Raw genomic sequence first — 14,689 nt, forward strand, 5'->3', positions numbered from 1 at the left:
GGACCGCCGCGGCGGCGGGCGGGCCTACTCCCTCTCCTCGGCGGCCCGCGGGAGCCACATCCGGACCACCGTGCCGGTCGGCTCGCGCGTGTCGATCTCCATGTCGCCGCCGGACTCCGTGACGATCCAGTGGACGAGCCAGAGGCCGAGCCCGCTCGCGTGTTCGAGCGCCGTCTCCCGCGCCTCCGAGAACACCGTCCGCTCGACCGGCGGGATCCCCGGGCCGTCGTCGGCCACGTCGAGCCGGAAGCGGTCGCCGTCGGCGACGACCGTCGCCTCGACGCGCGGGTCGTCGCCGTCGTTGTGGACGACGGCGTTCTCCAACACGTTCCGGACCGCCGACTCCAAGAGCTCGTCCGCGGAGACGACGGCCGACTCGGGGACGGACACCGTCACCGTCGCCTCGGGGAACGACGACGACAGGGACTCGCAGAGCCGCTCGACCAGCTCCGAGAGGTCGATCTCGGCCCGCCCCGCGTCGCTGTGGAGCGCGACGTCGATCTCCCGGGCCTGGTCGCTGAGGTGCGTCAGCGTCCGCACCTTCCGGTCGATGATGTCGAGGTACGGGTCGCCCTCCTCGTCGACGTGGTCGCGGAGCAGGTCCGCGTACCCGCCGATGACGTTGGTGTCGTTCTTCAGGTCGTGCCGCAGCACGCGGTTCAACACCTGTAACCGCTGTTCGTACCGCCGGGCGTCCGTCACGTCGGTCGCGGTGATGACCACCTCGCCCGTGTCGGCGAACAGCCGCTCGATCACCGTCTCGAACCGCCGCCAGCTCCCGTCGGCGCGCGCGATCCGGTGCGTGAGCGACTGCGGCTCGGCGCTGTCGAAGGCGCGCTCGAAGGCCTGCTGCGCCTCGCGCCGGTCCTCGGGGTGGACCAGGTCGATGATCGGTCGCCCCTCGATCTCCGTCGGCCGGTGGCCGAGCAGCCGCTCTATCGACGGGCTCACGTAGCGGAGCAGCCCGTCCTCGCCGCAGACCGCGATCACGTTGGGCGACTTCTCGATGAGCGCGCGGTAGCGACGCTGGAGCGTCTCCCGCTCGGTGACGTCGCGGAACAGCAGGACGGTCCCCCCGCGGGTCGTCCCCGGCCCGGTGATGTCGTGGACGTCGACCGTCAGGAACCGCGGCGCGTCGTCGCCGTTGACCGTCACGCGGAACTCGTCGTCGGCCGCCGGATCCGTCACCGCGTCGGCGACCGCGGGGACGTCGTCGAACGCGTCGTCGGCCCGGACGCCGAGCTCGGCGTCCGGAAACAGCGCCTCCGCCGGGTCGTTGGTGTCGACCACGCGGCCGTCGGCGTCGCAGACCACGACGCCGTCCGAGAGGTTCGCGAACACCGCGTCGCGGGCGATCGGCGAGACGTCGAGGATGCGGTACCGGAACACGACCCACGCCAGAAGCGCCGAGGTGCCGCTGAAGGCGATGGGGGTGAAGTCGATGAACCCGGCGTCGGGACCGACGACGCCCGCGATGCCGGCCGCGCTGAGCACCAGCGGCGCGACGCCGGCGAGGAAGAGGACGGCCGCCTGCCGGCGGAACACGCCGTCGCGGGAGACCGCCGCGTATCCGAGGACGATGAACGTGAACAGGTTGACCGTGTAGGTGTAGCCGACGAAGCCGAGCAGCGCCGGCGTCGGCGTGTAGCTGAGGACGCGGTACCCGCCGGCGTCGACGAGGGAGGGGTCGGCGTAGAACAGCGGGTCGACGCCGGCCGTCCACACGGCGGCCGCGACCGCGACGGGGACGACCCAGAGGAGCGCGAACCGGCGCCGGCCGAGCCACGCGGTCCGGTCGACGTACGAAAAGACGAACGCGGGCCACGCGACCGCTAAGCCGGCGGAGCCGAGCCAGACGAAGCGGTTGAAAAACAGCGTGGGCCCGAGGGTCGTCGCCGACAGCTGGGCCGCGTAGGCCAGCGACCAGACGCCGGCGGCGCCCGCGACGGCGACGAAGCTCCACAGGAGGGCGTGCCCGCCGCGCGACCGGTTGGCGGTCCCGTAGACGGCGAACCCGAACGACGCGACGGCCGCGACGAGCAACGGGGCCGTGTACGGCGTCGGTTGCCACGCCATCGATACCGGTAGGATGCGAGTATCCGGTAAAAAGGGACCGAATCGCCTAACCCCTTCGAGACGCGTCGATGCGTATGCTCGAACCGGGCGACTCCGCACCCGAGATCACGCTCACCGACCACCGCGGCGAGACGGTCACCGTCGACCCGGCCGCGGCCGGTCACACGGTGGTGTACTTCTACCCGCGCGCCGACACGCCCGGCTGCACCGCCGAGGCGTGTAGCTTCCGCGACGAGTGGGACGCGTTCGAGGCGGAAGACGTCGCCGTCCTCGGGATCAGCGATGACCCCGTCGAGGACCTCGAACCGTTCGCCGCGGAGTACGACCTCCCCTTCACGCTCCTCTCGGACCCCGACGGCGCCGTGTCGAGCGCGTACGACTCCTACGGCGAGAAGCAGATGTTCGGGAATACCTTCGACGGCGTGTTCCGGAACACGTACGTCCTCGACGACGCGGGCACCGTAGTCCTGGCCTACGAGGGCGTCTCCCCCGAGGACCACGCGGTCGAGATCATCGACGACATCCGCGCGCTCGACGACTGACGGACGTCGGTCCCCGAGCGGTCCGTGCGGACGCGACGCTCACCCGGGGAACCGGATCCCGGCGGCCGCGTCGGCGATCTCGCGCCGCTTCAGCAGGCCGAACCCGAGGACGATGACGACGAAGCCCGCGACGGTGAACGGCGTCACCGGCTCGGCGAGCAGCAGGGCGCCCGCGGCGGTGGCCACGATCGGGACGACGTAGGAGACGAGGTTGATCTCGAAGGGGCCGAGCCGGTCGAGCAGCGTGAAGTAGATGGTGTACGCCACCGCAGAGGAGAGCAGTCCGAGGAACCCCAGCGAGAGGAGCGCGGGCGGGGCGGCGGCCGGGAGCCGCTGGCTCTCGCCGATCCCGAGGCTGAGCGCGTGGATGGCGAGCGCGCCGAAGCCCATCGCCCACCCGGTGAGCGCGACGCTGGAGAACGAGGTCTCGACGGTCCGGAGCCCGACGCTGCCGATCGCGACGGCGACCACGCCGACCGCGATCAGCCCGACGCCGACCGCGACGCCCCCGCCGAGGTTCGCGGGGTCAGGCTGCGCGACGAGCCCCACGCCGAGGAACGCGAGGACGACCCCGACCGCGCCGCGACGATCGAGGTCGGCGCCGCCGATCCACAGGGCCGCGACCGCCGCGGTCGCGATGGGCACGAGGCTGTAGGTGATGGAGGCGATGCCGCTCGTCGTGTACTGCTGGCCGACGAACAGCAGGGCGTTGTTCGCGGCCACGGAGAGCCCGCCGCTGAACCCGATCGCGGTGAGGTCGCCGCGCGTCCGCGGGAACGGGTCGTCCTGCGTGACCAGCACGTACGACAGCAGCGCGAGCGCCGCCACGTCGAACCGGTACGCGGCGTACAGCACCGGCGGGTAGTAGTCGAGGCCGACCTCGATGGCGACGAAGGAGCCGCCCCACAGCAGTGCGAGGGTGAAAAACAAGAGGACGTTCCGGTACCGTGACACGGCCGACCGAACGGGGGCCGCGGGTAAAGCGGTGTCCGTCCCGGCCCGGACCGCCGGTGTCGGGTCGTCGGACGGGACCGCCCGCGGGCGGTCGGCTCAGTAGCCGCGGACGATGAGGTAGTCCGCGAGGTCTTCGAGCAGGCCGCGGGAGCCGCTCTCGGGCAGCAGTTCGAGGTGCTCCTTCGACCGCGCGGTGAGCTCCTCGGCGGTGTCGCGGGCGTACTCGATGGAGCCGACCTCCTCCAACGCGGCGACCGCGTCGTCGATGGCCGCCTCGGTCACCTCGGCGGGCGTGTCGGCGTCGACGAGGCCGTCGACGTCGACGCCCTGCTGGCGGGCGTGGAGCGTGATGAGCGTCTCCTTCCCCTCGACGAGGTCGGAGCCGCGCTGCTTGCCGAGGTCCTCCGACGGGACCGTCAGGTCGAGCACGTCGTCCTGGATCTGGAACGCGCGCCCCGAGTCGATCCCGTACTGGTAGAGGGCGTCGACGACGTCCTCGTCGGCGCCGAGCAGGAGGGCGGGCGTCGCCGCGGAGGCGCCGTACAGCACCGCGGTCTTCAGCTCGACCATCTCCAGGTACTCGTCCGGGAGGATGTCGTCGCGGTTCTCGAAGGCGACGTCGAGCGCCTGCCCCTCGCAGATCTCGGTACAGGTCGACGCGAGCATCCGCATCGCTTCGAGCCCGTGTTGCGGGTCGGCCCCCGTCTCGGTCATGAACTCGAACGCCTTCGAGTAGAGCGTGTCCCCGGCGAGGATCGCCGTCGAGACGTCGTACGCCTCGTGGACCGCGGGGACGCCGCGCCGCAGGTCGTCCTCGTCCATGATGTCGTCGTGGATCAGCGTGAACGACTGGATCACCTCGATGGCGACCGCGGCCCGCATCACGTCGACGTCGTCGCCGTCGAGCGACGGGAACGCGCGGAAGTCGGCGCCCATCGGCTCGGTGCCGGTGACCGCCTCCGCGGCCAGCGTGGTCACCGTCGGGCGGAGCCGCTTGCCGCCGGCCTCGAGGATGTATCGGGTCGCCTCGTACAGCCGCTCGGGCTCCTGTACCGGCAGCTCCTCGTCGATAGCGGCGTTGACCAGCTCCCGCCGCTCGCGGATGGCGTCGAGCACCCGCGCCTCCTTCGTCTCGCTCGTCATTCGACGAGCTGGATGGTGGACCCGTTCTGCGTGACGTGCACGTCGCGTCCGAGCTTGTACCCCTGCGACTTCGCGAGGTCGACGTACGGCGAGCGGCCCTTCAGCGTCTGGTGGCCCGGGATCAGGTGCTGGGGCTGGAGCGCCTGCAGCATCTCGTAGTGGCCCTCCTCGCGGAGGTGGCCGGAGACGTGGATGTCGTCGTAGAGGCGCGCGCCCTGCATCCGGAGGAGCTGTTCGCTCTGGTAGCGCTGGCCCTCGTTGGTGGGCTCCGGGATGACGCTGGCGCTGAAGACGATCTTGTCGCCGTCGTCGATTTCGTACGGGGTCTCGCCGCGGCCCATGCGGGTCAACATCGCGCGCGGCTCGCCCTGGTGGCCCGTCACGATGGGGAGGAAGTTCCCCTTCCCCTCCTTCATGATGCGCTTGAACGCGCGGTCGACGGACTTCCGGTGGCCGTACATGCCGACGTCGCCCTGGAAGTCGACGAAGTCGAGCCGCTCGGCCGTACCGGAGTACTTCTCCATCGAGCGCCCGAGCAGGACCGGCTGCCGGCCGATCTCGCGGGCGTACTCGACGAGGGTCTTCACGCGGGCGATGTGGGAGGAGAACGTGGTGGCGACGATGCCGCCGGTGTAGTCCTCCATCGACTTCAGCGTGTCCTCGACGTGCTTCTTCGCGTACGACTCGGAGGGGGTTCGGCCCTTCTGGCCGGCGTTCGTACAGTCCTCGATGTACGCGAGGACGCCCTCGTCCTGGCGGCCGATCTCGCGGAACCGCTCCATGTCGATCGGGTCGCCGATGACGGGGTCGTGGTCCAGGCGCTTGTCGAGGCCGTAGACGATCGCCCCCTCGGGCGTGTGGAGGACCGGGTTGATCGCGTCGATGATGGAGTGGGTGACGTTGACGAACTCCATCTCGACCTGCTCGGAGTCGCCGATCGCCATCGTGGCGCCCGGCTTCATCTTCACGAGGTCGTTGTCGACCTGGAACTTGCCCTCGTCTTCGATCTGCTGGCGGACCAGCTCGATCGTGTAGGGGGCGGAGACGATGGGGGCGTCGTAGCGGTGGGCGAGCTTCGGGATCCCCGCGATGTGGTCGAGGTGCCCGTGGGTGGGGACGATCGCCTGAACGTCGCCCTCCAGTTCGCTCATGACCCGGTCGTCCGGGATGGCGCCCATGTCGATCAGGTCGAGGCTGTGCATGCTCTCGGTCTCCACGTTGTCGTGGATGAGGACCTTACTGAGGTTCAGGCCCATGTCGAAGATGACGATGTCCTCGCCCGCGCGGACCGCCGTCATCTGTCGACCGACCTCTTCGTAACCGCCGAGTGTCGCAATTTCGATTTCCATGGTGTGTTCGTGTCTGACGCCGTGGTCGGCGCCGGTCACTGAAACCCCGCAAGGAGCCGTCGGCGCACCGTCGTACCGCGCGTCGTGAAGGCCCCGCTACGGCCGAGTCGTCGCGACTCACCGTGTCCCGCGGGAGTGTGGTACCTCGGCGTACTCTCGCCCACGTTAAAAACTCCCGGGTTCGGCCCCGCGACGGTGGTTCGCGTCCGAACGGGGCCTCGGCGGTCCGTCGCGGGAGGGTCGCGTCCCACAAAGCGTTTCACGCTCTCCGCCGAACCGCCGCCGATGACGGACGTTCCCCGCCGCCGAGCCCTCCTCGCGGCCGCGTCAGGGATCGCCGCCCTGGCCGGCTGCGCCGGCAGCGAGACCGCGTCGAACAGCTACCCGAGCAGCGACCGACCGATCGACGACTACGAGCTGGCGAAGGCGCGCGACGAGCGCGGCGGCGCGCTGGTTGCCGAGGGCGACGAGCTGCCGTCGCTGTCGGCCGACGAGCGGGCGCCGCAGCGGCGGCAGACGCACCGCGTGTTGGTCGCGGCGTCGGACCTCGACGAGCTCACGTTCGCCGGGACGGGCGCGGGCGAACGGCTCCGGACGTTCCTCGCCGCGACCGACTTCGAGTCGTCGTCGGCGTACCTTCTCTCGATGCCGGTGCGGGCGTGTCGGGAGGTCCGGTTCCGGTCCGTGTCGGTCGAGCCGGACGAGCTCGCGGACGGCGACCTCCACCCCCACGCCGACTTCTGTCGGGCGTACCGCCCGGCGGACGTCGAGTGCGACGCGGACGCGACCCACACGGTCGGGTTCGCGATCCGGCTCCCCGTCGCCGCCGACCGCTCGACCGGGAGCGGGAGGGGCATGAGCGGCTCTTGCCTGCGTCGGGAGCCACCGGCCGTCTTCAACGCCTCGTCGACCGGCTCGGGGGGTGAGGGCGCGTGACCGAAGAGGGCGAGTCCCGGCGACGGTTCCTCGCCGGGGTCGCGACCGCGGGCGCGGCGGCGGTCGCCGGCTGTTCCGGCCTCCCGTTCACCGGCGGCGAGACGGAGCGCCGCGAGGCGGCCGCGGTGCCGACGGACCTCGTCGACGCGACCGAGTGGCCCTCCGCGCCGTTCCCCGCGACCGTCCCCGACGCCCTCGCGGCGGCGCACGTGTCTCGCGCCCGCGACCTGCTCGACGCCGTCCCGGCGGAGCCGTCGCTTCCGAACGCGGCGGTCGCGGCGGCGATCGCCGACGACAGGGCGCGGGCGGTCGAGCGGGTCGACGCGGAGCCGACCGACCCGTGGCCGACCGAGTCCCTCGCCGCGCGGCGGCGGGCCCGCGGAACGGCGGCGACGGTCCGCGGCGCCCACCGGGCGGCAACCGGCGTCGACGACGGGGCGGCCCTGACTGCCCGGCGCCGCGCCGTCCGCGAAGACCGGGCGACGATCGCGGCCGACCTAGAGTACCGCGCCGAGGCGACGGCGGCGGCGGCGCTCGCCTACGAGCCGGTCGAGTCGCTGCTCGCGGCGTGCGCGCGGCACCTGGTCCCCACCGTCAGGTACCCGGACGACCCGGTCGCGGCGCCGTTCCGGGCCGGGGACGCGGTCGGCGACGTCGAGCGCGCGCGGGCCGCCGCGACCGACGCCGCGGGCCTCCGCGACGCGTTTCACGGCGACCGCGAGGGGCTCGGCCCGCGGTGGGCGTCGCTGGTGGCGGCCGCGGACGTGCTGGACGGGTCGGTGCGCCGAACGCGCGCGGAGGTGCGGCGGCGCACCGGCGACGAGGCGGCGCCCGGCGACGAGGACCTGAGCGGGACCGTGGCACAGGAGCTGGCGGTCGCGACCGACCGGCGGACGGAGTCGGCGGTCAGAGACGTCGAGCGGGCGTCCGACAACGGGAACTACGCCACCGCGGTGATCGAAGCCGGGACCGCGCTGGCGACGGTTGAGGCGCGGCGGCGGGCCGTCGAGGCGATCCGCGACGGCCGCCACCGGGAGCCGCCGTCGGAGTCGTCGCTCCGGTCGGCCGCGGAGCGGGCGCGCGAGGCCGTCGCGGCGGTCGACGGCGGCGACCCGCTCGCGGCGCGGTTCGTCCGCCCGGCGCTGGCCTCGCTCGAACGCGTCGCCGACGAGATCGACGCGGGGTACGCCGCCCCGAGGCGGACCCAGGCGGAGCTGACGTACGCCGCCCTGTACGCGCGGGCGGTCCCGCCGGCGACCGCGTTCGTGCGCGAGCGACTGGCGTGAGGGTCGGTCCGGGGGCGGCGGGCCCGCGGTCGTGTCAAACCGACCGGCCTCGGAGGCTCCGTCCCGGTATTTTTATTACCGCGACGGGCGGCGATCGGACAATGAGTGGACGACCCCTCGACGTGCTCGAAGCGTCGCTCGAGGAGCCCGTGACGGTACACCTGAAGGACGGCACGACCTACTACGGCGTCCTCGGCGGCTACGACCAGCACATGAACGTCGTCATCGAGCCCGAGGCCGACGTGGACGACCGCGTCGACGACGACCTCGACGGCGAGTTCGCCGTCGCGATCGAAGACACAACGATTATACGCGGCGATAACGTCGTCACCATCAAAGCATGACCGGCGCAGGTACGCCCTCTCAGGGAAAGAAGAACAAGACGGTCCACGTGAAGTGTCGACGCTGCGGTGAGAAGTCCTACCACGTCAAGAAGGAGCGCTGCTCCTCGTGCGGCTTCGGCGAGTCCGCCTCCCGGCGCGACTACGCCTGGCAGTCGAAGAACGGCGACAACTGAACCGGCGTCTCTTCAGGTTCTTCTCGCTTTCACTCGCGTAGCTACGCGTTTACCGTGGAGGAACGACGGACACTCTCGAAGTCTCAGTCGCTCGGCCGTACGAGATCGCTGACTCCGCGGTGACCACCACCAAAGCCCCAGCCGCGAGGACTCGCGCGCCTTGTTGTCGCCCGAAAATCTCCGATTTTCGGGATGACGAGAGAGCTTCGCTCTCTCGAACCACGCGCCTCGCTCGTTCGCTTCGCTCACTCGCTGCGGTGCTTACTGCGGCGTGCTTCGCCCTCGCGGCAGCGTGGCGCTACGCGCCACGGGCAACCGGCGGCTCCGCCGCCGGTGACTGCCCCTTTGCGTCCCGCCCCGCACAGCACCGCAGCCTCACGCCTCCCCAGCCTCGTCGCTGGCGGCGCCAGCCGCCAGCGACTCCCTCGCGCGTGCGGCTCGCGGCCTGTCGGCCGCTCGCAGGCACGCGCCACCGCACGGAATCCGGGGTTGCGATCCGCCACGACGCCGCCGGGACCCAAACCGTTTCACGCGGCGGTCGCCGAGCGGGCGTATGGACCTCTCAGTCGTCGACCTCTCGCCGGTCCCCCGCGGCGGCACCGCGGCGGACGCGTTCGCGAACACGGTCGACGCCGCGAAACACGCCGAGCGACTGGGCTACGAGCGGTTCTGGGTCGCCGAACACCACGGGATGGGCGACCGCCTCGCCGGCACCACGCCCGAGGTGCTGCTCGGGCGGCTCGCCGGCGCGACCGACTCGATCCGGATCGGCAGCGGCGCGGTGCTGATGAACCACTACAGCCCGTTCAAGGTGGCCGAGTCGTTCGGCGTCCTCGACGGGCTGGCGCCCGGCCGCGTCGACCTCGGCATGGGGCGCGCGAACGGCTCGCCCGCGTCCGACCGCGCGCTCGGCACCGACCGCCGCGTCGAGGACCCGAACGAGGACCACCGCGAGCGGATCACCGCGGTCGTGAACCACCTCCGCGACGACTACCCGCCGGAACACCCCTACTCCGACCTGTCGGTGCCGGGCTCCGACTCGGGGCCGGCCGTCCCGTGGGTGCTCGGGTCGAGCCCGTCGAGCGGCGAGATCGCTGGCGAGCTCGGCCTCCGCTACTGCTTCGCCGGGTTCATCCGGCCCGGATTCGCCGAGCGCGCGTTCGCGGCGTACCGCGAGGCGTTCGACCCCGAGGGGGGACTCGGGGCGCTCGACGAGCCGCGGGGGATGGTCGCGGTCAACGCGGTCGCGGCCGAGACGGACGAGGCAGCGGCCCGGCGGCGCGCCCCCGCGGAGGCGACGTTCCGGCGGATGAAGCGCGGCGAGCTGGGCGACGAGACGCCGACGGTCGAGGAGGCGGTCGACGAGCTGGGCGGCGCGCCCGAGCCGACGCCGGCGACGCTGGACGACGACGAGTGGCCGCGGTCGATCTCGGGGAGCCCCGAGACGATTTCGGGGCTCTTAGAGCAGCTGGCCGACCGCGTCGGCGTCGACGAGGTGATGATCCAGCACACGGTACCGGACCACGACGACGCCTTGGAGTCGCACGCGCTGCTCGCCGAGGCGATGGATCTGGACGCGAGAGAGTAGGACGGTCGCTGCGCGTCGGGTGCTTCCCACCCCGCGAACCGTTTTTGGAAAGCTGCCGAGAACGAGTCGGCGTCGAGTACCGCGGATCAGTTTACAGCCGATGACGTGGACGGAATCGCGCTCGCGCGCCTACTCCACGCGCTCGCGGGCGGCGGCGACGAGCATCGGGAGCATCACGGTCGCGTCGCCGTGGACGGAGGCGTTTCGCGCGTCCTTCTCAAGCTTTCCCCACGAGCGCGCCTCGTCGAGGCTCGCGCCGGAGAGCCCGCCGGTCGCCTCGGGGTCCATCGTGACCTGGACGGCGTAGTCGTAGGCGCGGGGCGTGACGAGCATCGTCTGGAGCGTGAAGTTCTTCGGGACGCCGCCGCCGACGAGCAGGCAGCCCGCGTCGTCGGCCTCGAAGGCGAGGTCCGTCAGCTCGGTCATGTCCGCGAGGGCGTCGATGGTGAAGTCGGCCGTCTGGGCGTACATCCACGCCTGAAGCCCCAACACGGAGTCCTGGACCGCGGGGCAGTAGACCGGTACGTCGTGCTCGTAGGCGGCGGCCGCGACCCCCGGCCCCTCGGGGACGTCGTCGCGCTCGTTGACTTCGGCGTTCGCGCGGCCGAGCTCGCGCGTGAGGTCGGCGATGGAGACGGCGCCGCTCCCCGCGTCGTCCGGGTCGGCCTCCAGCGCCGGGAACACCTCCTCGCGGAGGTGGCCCTCGAAGTCGGCGAAGTGCTCCTGGGGGAGGTAGACGTTGTAGATGCGGTCGACCCCCTCGTCGCGGAGCCCCTCGTCGTGCTCGCGCGGCGTCTTCTCGGGGTCGCGAGTGCGCCCGTGGTGGTGTTTCCCGCCGATGGCCTCGATGGCGTCGTGGGTGAGGTTCGCCCCGGTGGTCACCAAGGCGTCGACGTAGCCGTCGCGGATCAGGTCGGCGACGATCCGACGCATGCCGGCGGGGACCATCGCGCCCGCCAGCGAGAGGAAGACGGTACAGTCCTCGTTGGCGAACATCTCCGCGAGCACGTCTCCGGCCTCGTTGACCGCGGCGGCGCCGATCCCCGCGTCGCCGTAGCCGTCGACGAGTTCGCTCACGGTCATCCCGGCGGTCGCGCGCGTGTGGCCGACCGGGTCCTCGTGGAACTCCTCGCGGTGCGGGTCGTGGCCGCCGTCGTCGCCGTGATCGCCCTCGTCGCTGTCGGTCATGGCTCCGGATGGGGCCGGCGCGCGTTTGAAACGACCGATCTATCGGACGGGGCGGCCGCCGCTCACGGGCGGGAACAGCGCGAGCTCGTCGCCCGCCTCCAGCGTGGCGTCGAGCCCCTCGTCGTGGCGGACGCTCCGCCCGTTCCGGAGGACGTTGATGTGGTCCGCGACGGCGCCGTCCTCCATCACGCGGTCCCGCAGGTCGGGGTGTGCGTCGAGCAGCGCGTCGAGCGCGTCGCCGACCGTGTCGCCCGGCCCCGCGTCGACCGCCACCGTGCGGTCGCCCGCGATCTCCGCGAGGTCGGCGAACAGCTTCCACTCCATACCGGATCCCCGCGCGGGCGACTCAAGAGCGTTGCGTCCCGTCGGGGTCCGCGTCTGCGTCGTCGGCGTCGCCGGCGTCCCCGACCGCGGCGTCGGCGGCAGCGGATCCGGCCTCGCGCCCGGTCGCGGACGCCGCACCGGGCGCGTCGTTCCCGGGGTCCGACTCGCTCGGCGCCGCGGCGGCGGCCTCGAACCGCCGGATCGCGCCCGGGCGGCCGACGAGGTACACCAGGTCCCCGGCGCCGAAGGCGTACGCCCGCGGCGGGATGGGCTCGACGGAGCCGCCCGCCGGTCGGACCGCGGCGACGACGGCCCCGACCTCCCCGACGGTGCTCCCGTCGAGGTCGCTGCCGGCCGCGACGGTGACGGAGGCCATCGTCTCGTCCGCGTTGCGCAGCAGGGAGGCGAACTCGCGGTCGGCCTGCGGCTCCGCGGGGAGCGTGACGAGCCGGTAGCCGCCCTCGTCGGTCAGCCGCTCGGCGTCCGACTCGTCGAGCGCGACCGTGACGGCGTCGCCGGCGACGCCGCGCAGCTCGCCGGTCGCGACCCGCTCCGGCTCGGGGTCGTCGCGCCACAGCTGGACCGTGTCGCCGACCGTGGCGTTGTTCGGCGGGTCCGCGGCGACGGCGACCGCGGCCGACCCCGGCGCGAGCGTCGGGCCGAGCCCGGCGGCGCGGGAGCCGACCGCGAAGTACTCCACGGTCCCGTCCGCGCCGAGGTCGGCGTCGACGTAGCCGACCCCGTACTCGTCTTTGAGCCGGGCGATGAGCCGCTCGCGGAGCTCGGCCGCGGGGAGCTTCCGCGGGAACAGCAGGGTCGTCTCCGCGAGCTCCGCCTTCTTGTCCGCCGAGACCGGGTCGTACGTGTCCATGTCGCGGATCTCGTCGACCGACGGGAGCGTCACCGCCGTGAAGCGCCCGACCGCGCGGACGATCCCGCTCAGCTCGCCGTCGAGCTGTTTGGCGCCGGAGAGCGCGAACACGTCGACCGCGAGCCGGTCGCCGGCGTACCGGCCGACGGGCGCGGTCACCGCCGCGACGCCGAGCGAGACGAGGTTGAAGAAGACGCTCTCGGGCGCCAGCAGGGCGGGGTTGTCCCCGACCGCCACCGACCCCAGCGAGGTCGTGTTGAGGTACAGCGCGACGACCGAGACGCCGAGGAGCCAGGTCACCCCCTCCGGGATCTCCGTGCGGAAGTACCAGCGGTAAGCCAGCGCGGCGCCGGCCGCGACGAGCACGGCGACGGCCGCGAACGTGACGAGCGTGACCGCCGCCTGCCACGGCCGCGCGAAACCGACGCCGACGGCCGCGAGAGCGAGGTCGGCCGCGGCGAGCCCGTCCGCGCCGCCGAGAGCGACGAGCAGGGGACTCACGCGGCCACCTCCGCGAACCGGTCGAGCGCGTCGCGGCTCCCGACGACGAACAGGTCGTCGCCGGCGGACAGCGACTGCGAGCCGTCCGGCGCGACCGTCCACGTCTCGTGACGCGCCGCGAGGACCGCCACGCCGTACGCCTCGCGGACCTCGGCCTCGCCGATCGTGTGGCCGTCGAGCGGGCCGTCGGCGACCACCGAGACCTTCCGGAACCGCTTCCCGGCCCGACGCAGCAGGGCCGTGAGCTCGTACTCGCGGCGGGTGCCCCGCGACAGCACCAGCACGCGCCCGCGGTCGGCCCGGAGGAGCGCCGTCGCCTCCGAGCGGTCGAGCGCGAGCGTGACGCGCCCCTCGCCGCCGGTCGTCGTGGGCGCGGTCGCCGCTGGGGGCGCGGCGACGGCCTCCTCGCCGCCGTCCGTCCGGGCGTCGTCGTCCGGGTCCGGGTCGTCGCCCGCGGCGGCGGGCGTCGACGCCGCGGTGGCCCCCGGCTCCGGCTTCCCGCTCGACCGGGCGGCGATCACGGCGCCCTCGGCGTCGAGGTCCGGGGTTATCACGCGGACGACGTCGCCGCGGGCGATGCCGGTCGGGACCAGCGCCGACACGGACACCGCGCGCTTCCCGGCGGGCACCCGCTTCGAGAGCGCGCCGGTCGGCGGCGCGGCCGACACCGTCGCGCGCGCCTGTTCGTCGATCCGCACGGCAACGTCGGCGAGGTCCAACTCGGTCCGGAGCCGCTCCGCGAACCGGCTTTCGAGCTCCGCGAGCGGGAGGTCGGCGGGGAACGCCCAGTCGCCGTCGACGATCGCGCGGCGCGTGTCCGCCGGCAGCGGCGGGTACCCCTCCATGTCGTTCACCTCGCCGGCCACCTCGACGGAGACGCGCCCGCGGCCGCCGACCAGCTCGATCACGTCGGTCGAGAGCGTCCGGTCGCGGAGCTGCTTGAGCGAGATGCGCTTCGGGACGCTGGCGCCGAGCTTGTCCCCCTGCGCGTGGGCGTACATCGAGAGCATGAGCACCACGACGATCGCCGTGAGGATCGCCGGCGCGCGCTCCGAGGAGCGGATCGTCTCGTCGTTGAGCGCGAGCAGCCCGCCGTTGACGCCGGCGATGGCGAGCGACAGCACGACCACCCCGAGCCCGGGGATCGTCACGTCCGTGACGTACTTGAACACGAACCCGAGGGCCCCGGCCACCAGCGCGGGGACGATCCCGGTGATGACGCCGAGGTAGACGCCGAATACGATCTCGACGGGCAGCGACATACGCCCCCCAACCGGCGGCGCGGTTAAACGTGTGTCGGCGCGCCGCGTCCGGGCGGGTCGCGGGAGCGCCGCGGGCGCGCGCCGTTCCCGCCGGCGGCGAGCGGGTCGGACCGGCCTCGCGGGGTTTAAGTCCGGTCTCGGCGACCCGGAGA

At 72.7% G+C, this 14,689-nt stretch carries 14 protein-coding genes; 6 read left to right on the forward strand and 8 right to left on the reverse strand.

Features of this window, described 5'->3' with window-relative positions; genetic code table 11:
- Positions 1 to 24: 24 nt before the first annotated feature.
- The gene (locus EXE44_RS07215; RefSeq protein WP_137716586.1) at positions 25 to 2,076 is read right to left on the reverse strand and encodes a histidine kinase N-terminal 7TM domain-containing protein; all 2,052 of its coding nucleotides are present in this window, start codon (positions 2,074 to 2,076) and stop codon (positions 25 to 27) included.
- Positions 2,077 to 2,150: 74 nt separating this feature from the next.
- Here EXE44_RS07215 and EXE44_RS07220 point away from each other — a divergent pair, with 74 nt between their 5' ends.
- Positions 2,151 to 2,618 (forward strand): peroxiredoxin, encoded by a 468-nt coding sequence (locus EXE44_RS07220; RefSeq protein WP_137716587.1) that lies wholly within the window; start codon positions 2,151 to 2,153, stop codon positions 2,616 to 2,618.
- A gap of 39 nt (positions 2,619 to 2,657) precedes the next feature.
- Here the strand turns inward: EXE44_RS07220 and EXE44_RS07225 are convergent, their stop codons facing one another.
- From EXE44_RS07225 to EXE44_RS07235, 3 genes are all read right to left on the reverse strand, one after another.
- Positions 2,658 to 3,572 (reverse strand): DMT family transporter, encoded by a 915-nt coding sequence (locus EXE44_RS07225; protein ID WP_137716588.1) that lies wholly within the window; start codon positions 3,570 to 3,572, stop codon positions 2,658 to 2,660.
- Positions 3,573 to 3,668: 96 nt separating this feature from the next.
- Positions 3,669 to 4,715, reverse strand: coding sequence for a geranylfarnesyl diphosphate synthase (idsA3, locus tag EXE44_RS07230; protein WP_053770762.1), 1,047 nt, complete (start codon positions 4,713 to 4,715; stop codon positions 3,669 to 3,671).
- Positions 4,712 to 6,064 (reverse strand): ribonuclease J, encoded by a 1,353-nt coding sequence (locus tag EXE44_RS07235; RefSeq protein ID WP_137716741.1) that lies wholly within the window; start codon positions 6,062 to 6,064, stop codon positions 4,712 to 4,714. The genes idsA3 and EXE44_RS07235 overlap by 4 nt, the downstream gene beginning before the upstream one ends.
- 285 nt (positions 6,065 to 6,349) lie before the next feature.
- On the opposite strand from EXE44_RS07235, the gene EXE44_RS07240 reads away from it, so the two are divergent.
- The 5 genes from EXE44_RS07240 to EXE44_RS07260 all read left to right on the forward strand — a co-directional run bounded on the left by EXE44_RS07240 (position 6,350) and on the right by EXE44_RS07260 (position 10,391).
- Positions 6,350 to 7,000: a hypothetical protein gene (locus EXE44_RS07240; protein WP_137716589.1), complete on the forward strand. Its 651-nt coding sequence runs from the start codon at positions 6,350 to 6,352 to the stop codon at positions 6,998 to 7,000.
- The gene (locus tag EXE44_RS07245) at positions 6,997 to 8,286 is read left to right on the forward strand and encodes a hypothetical protein (protein WP_137716590.1); all 1,290 of its coding nucleotides are present in this window, start codon (positions 6,997 to 6,999) and stop codon (positions 8,284 to 8,286) included. The genes EXE44_RS07240 and EXE44_RS07245 overlap by 4 nt, the downstream gene beginning before the upstream one ends.
- 101 nt (positions 8,287 to 8,387) lie before the next feature.
- On the forward strand, positions 8,388 to 8,630 hold the full coding sequence (locus EXE44_RS07250; protein WP_017344111.1) for an LSM domain-containing protein: 243 nt from the start codon (positions 8,388 to 8,390) through the stop codon (positions 8,628 to 8,630).
- Positions 8,627 to 8,803 (forward strand): 50S ribosomal protein L37e, encoded by a 177-nt coding sequence (locus EXE44_RS07255; RefSeq protein WP_053770758.1) that lies wholly within the window; start codon positions 8,627 to 8,629, stop codon positions 8,801 to 8,803. Before EXE44_RS07250 ends, EXE44_RS07255 begins: the two co-directional genes overlap by 4 nt.
- Positions 8,804 to 9,356: 553 nt before the next feature.
- Positions 9,357 to 10,391 carry an LLM class flavin-dependent oxidoreductase gene (locus tag EXE44_RS07260; RefSeq protein WP_137716591.1) on the forward strand — a complete coding sequence of 345 codons (1,035 nt, stop codon included), beginning with the start codon at positions 9,357 to 9,359 and terminating at the stop codon, positions 10,389 to 10,391.
- Between the two features lie 129 nt (positions 10,392 to 10,520).
- Here EXE44_RS07260 and EXE44_RS07265 read toward each other — a convergent pair whose 3' ends face one another.
- The 4 genes from EXE44_RS07265 to EXE44_RS07280 are packed head-to-tail and all read right to left on the reverse strand — an operon-like array spanning position 10,521 to position 14,537.
- Positions 10,521 to 11,579 (reverse strand): deoxyhypusine synthase, encoded by a 1,059-nt coding sequence (locus EXE44_RS07265; RefSeq protein ID WP_137716592.1) that lies wholly within the window; start codon positions 11,577 to 11,579, stop codon positions 10,521 to 10,523.
- A gap of 39 nt (positions 11,580 to 11,618) precedes the next feature.
- A complete protein-coding gene (locus tag EXE44_RS07270) occupies positions 11,619 to 11,903 on the reverse strand; it encodes a ubiquitin-like small modifier protein 1 (RefSeq protein WP_137716593.1) in 285 nt (94 codons plus the stop codon).
- 22 nt (positions 11,904 to 11,925) lie between these two features.
- On the reverse strand, positions 11,926 to 13,275 hold the full coding sequence (locus tag EXE44_RS07275) for a cation:proton antiporter regulatory subunit (RefSeq protein ID WP_137716594.1): 1,350 nt from the start codon (positions 13,273 to 13,275) through the stop codon (positions 11,926 to 11,928).
- Positions 13,272 to 14,537, reverse strand: a complete 1,266-nt coding sequence (locus EXE44_RS07280) for a potassium channel family protein (protein WP_137716595.1) — start codon at positions 14,535 to 14,537, stop codon at positions 13,272 to 13,274. The genes EXE44_RS07275 and EXE44_RS07280 overlap by 4 nt, the downstream gene beginning before the upstream one ends.
- Positions 14,538 to 14,689: the final 152 nt, after the last annotated feature.

Source organism: Halorubrum sp. SS7, assembly GCF_005435055.1.
Lineage (GTDB): Archaea > Halobacteriota > Halobacteria > Halobacteriales > Haloferacaceae > Halorubrum > Halorubrum salinarum.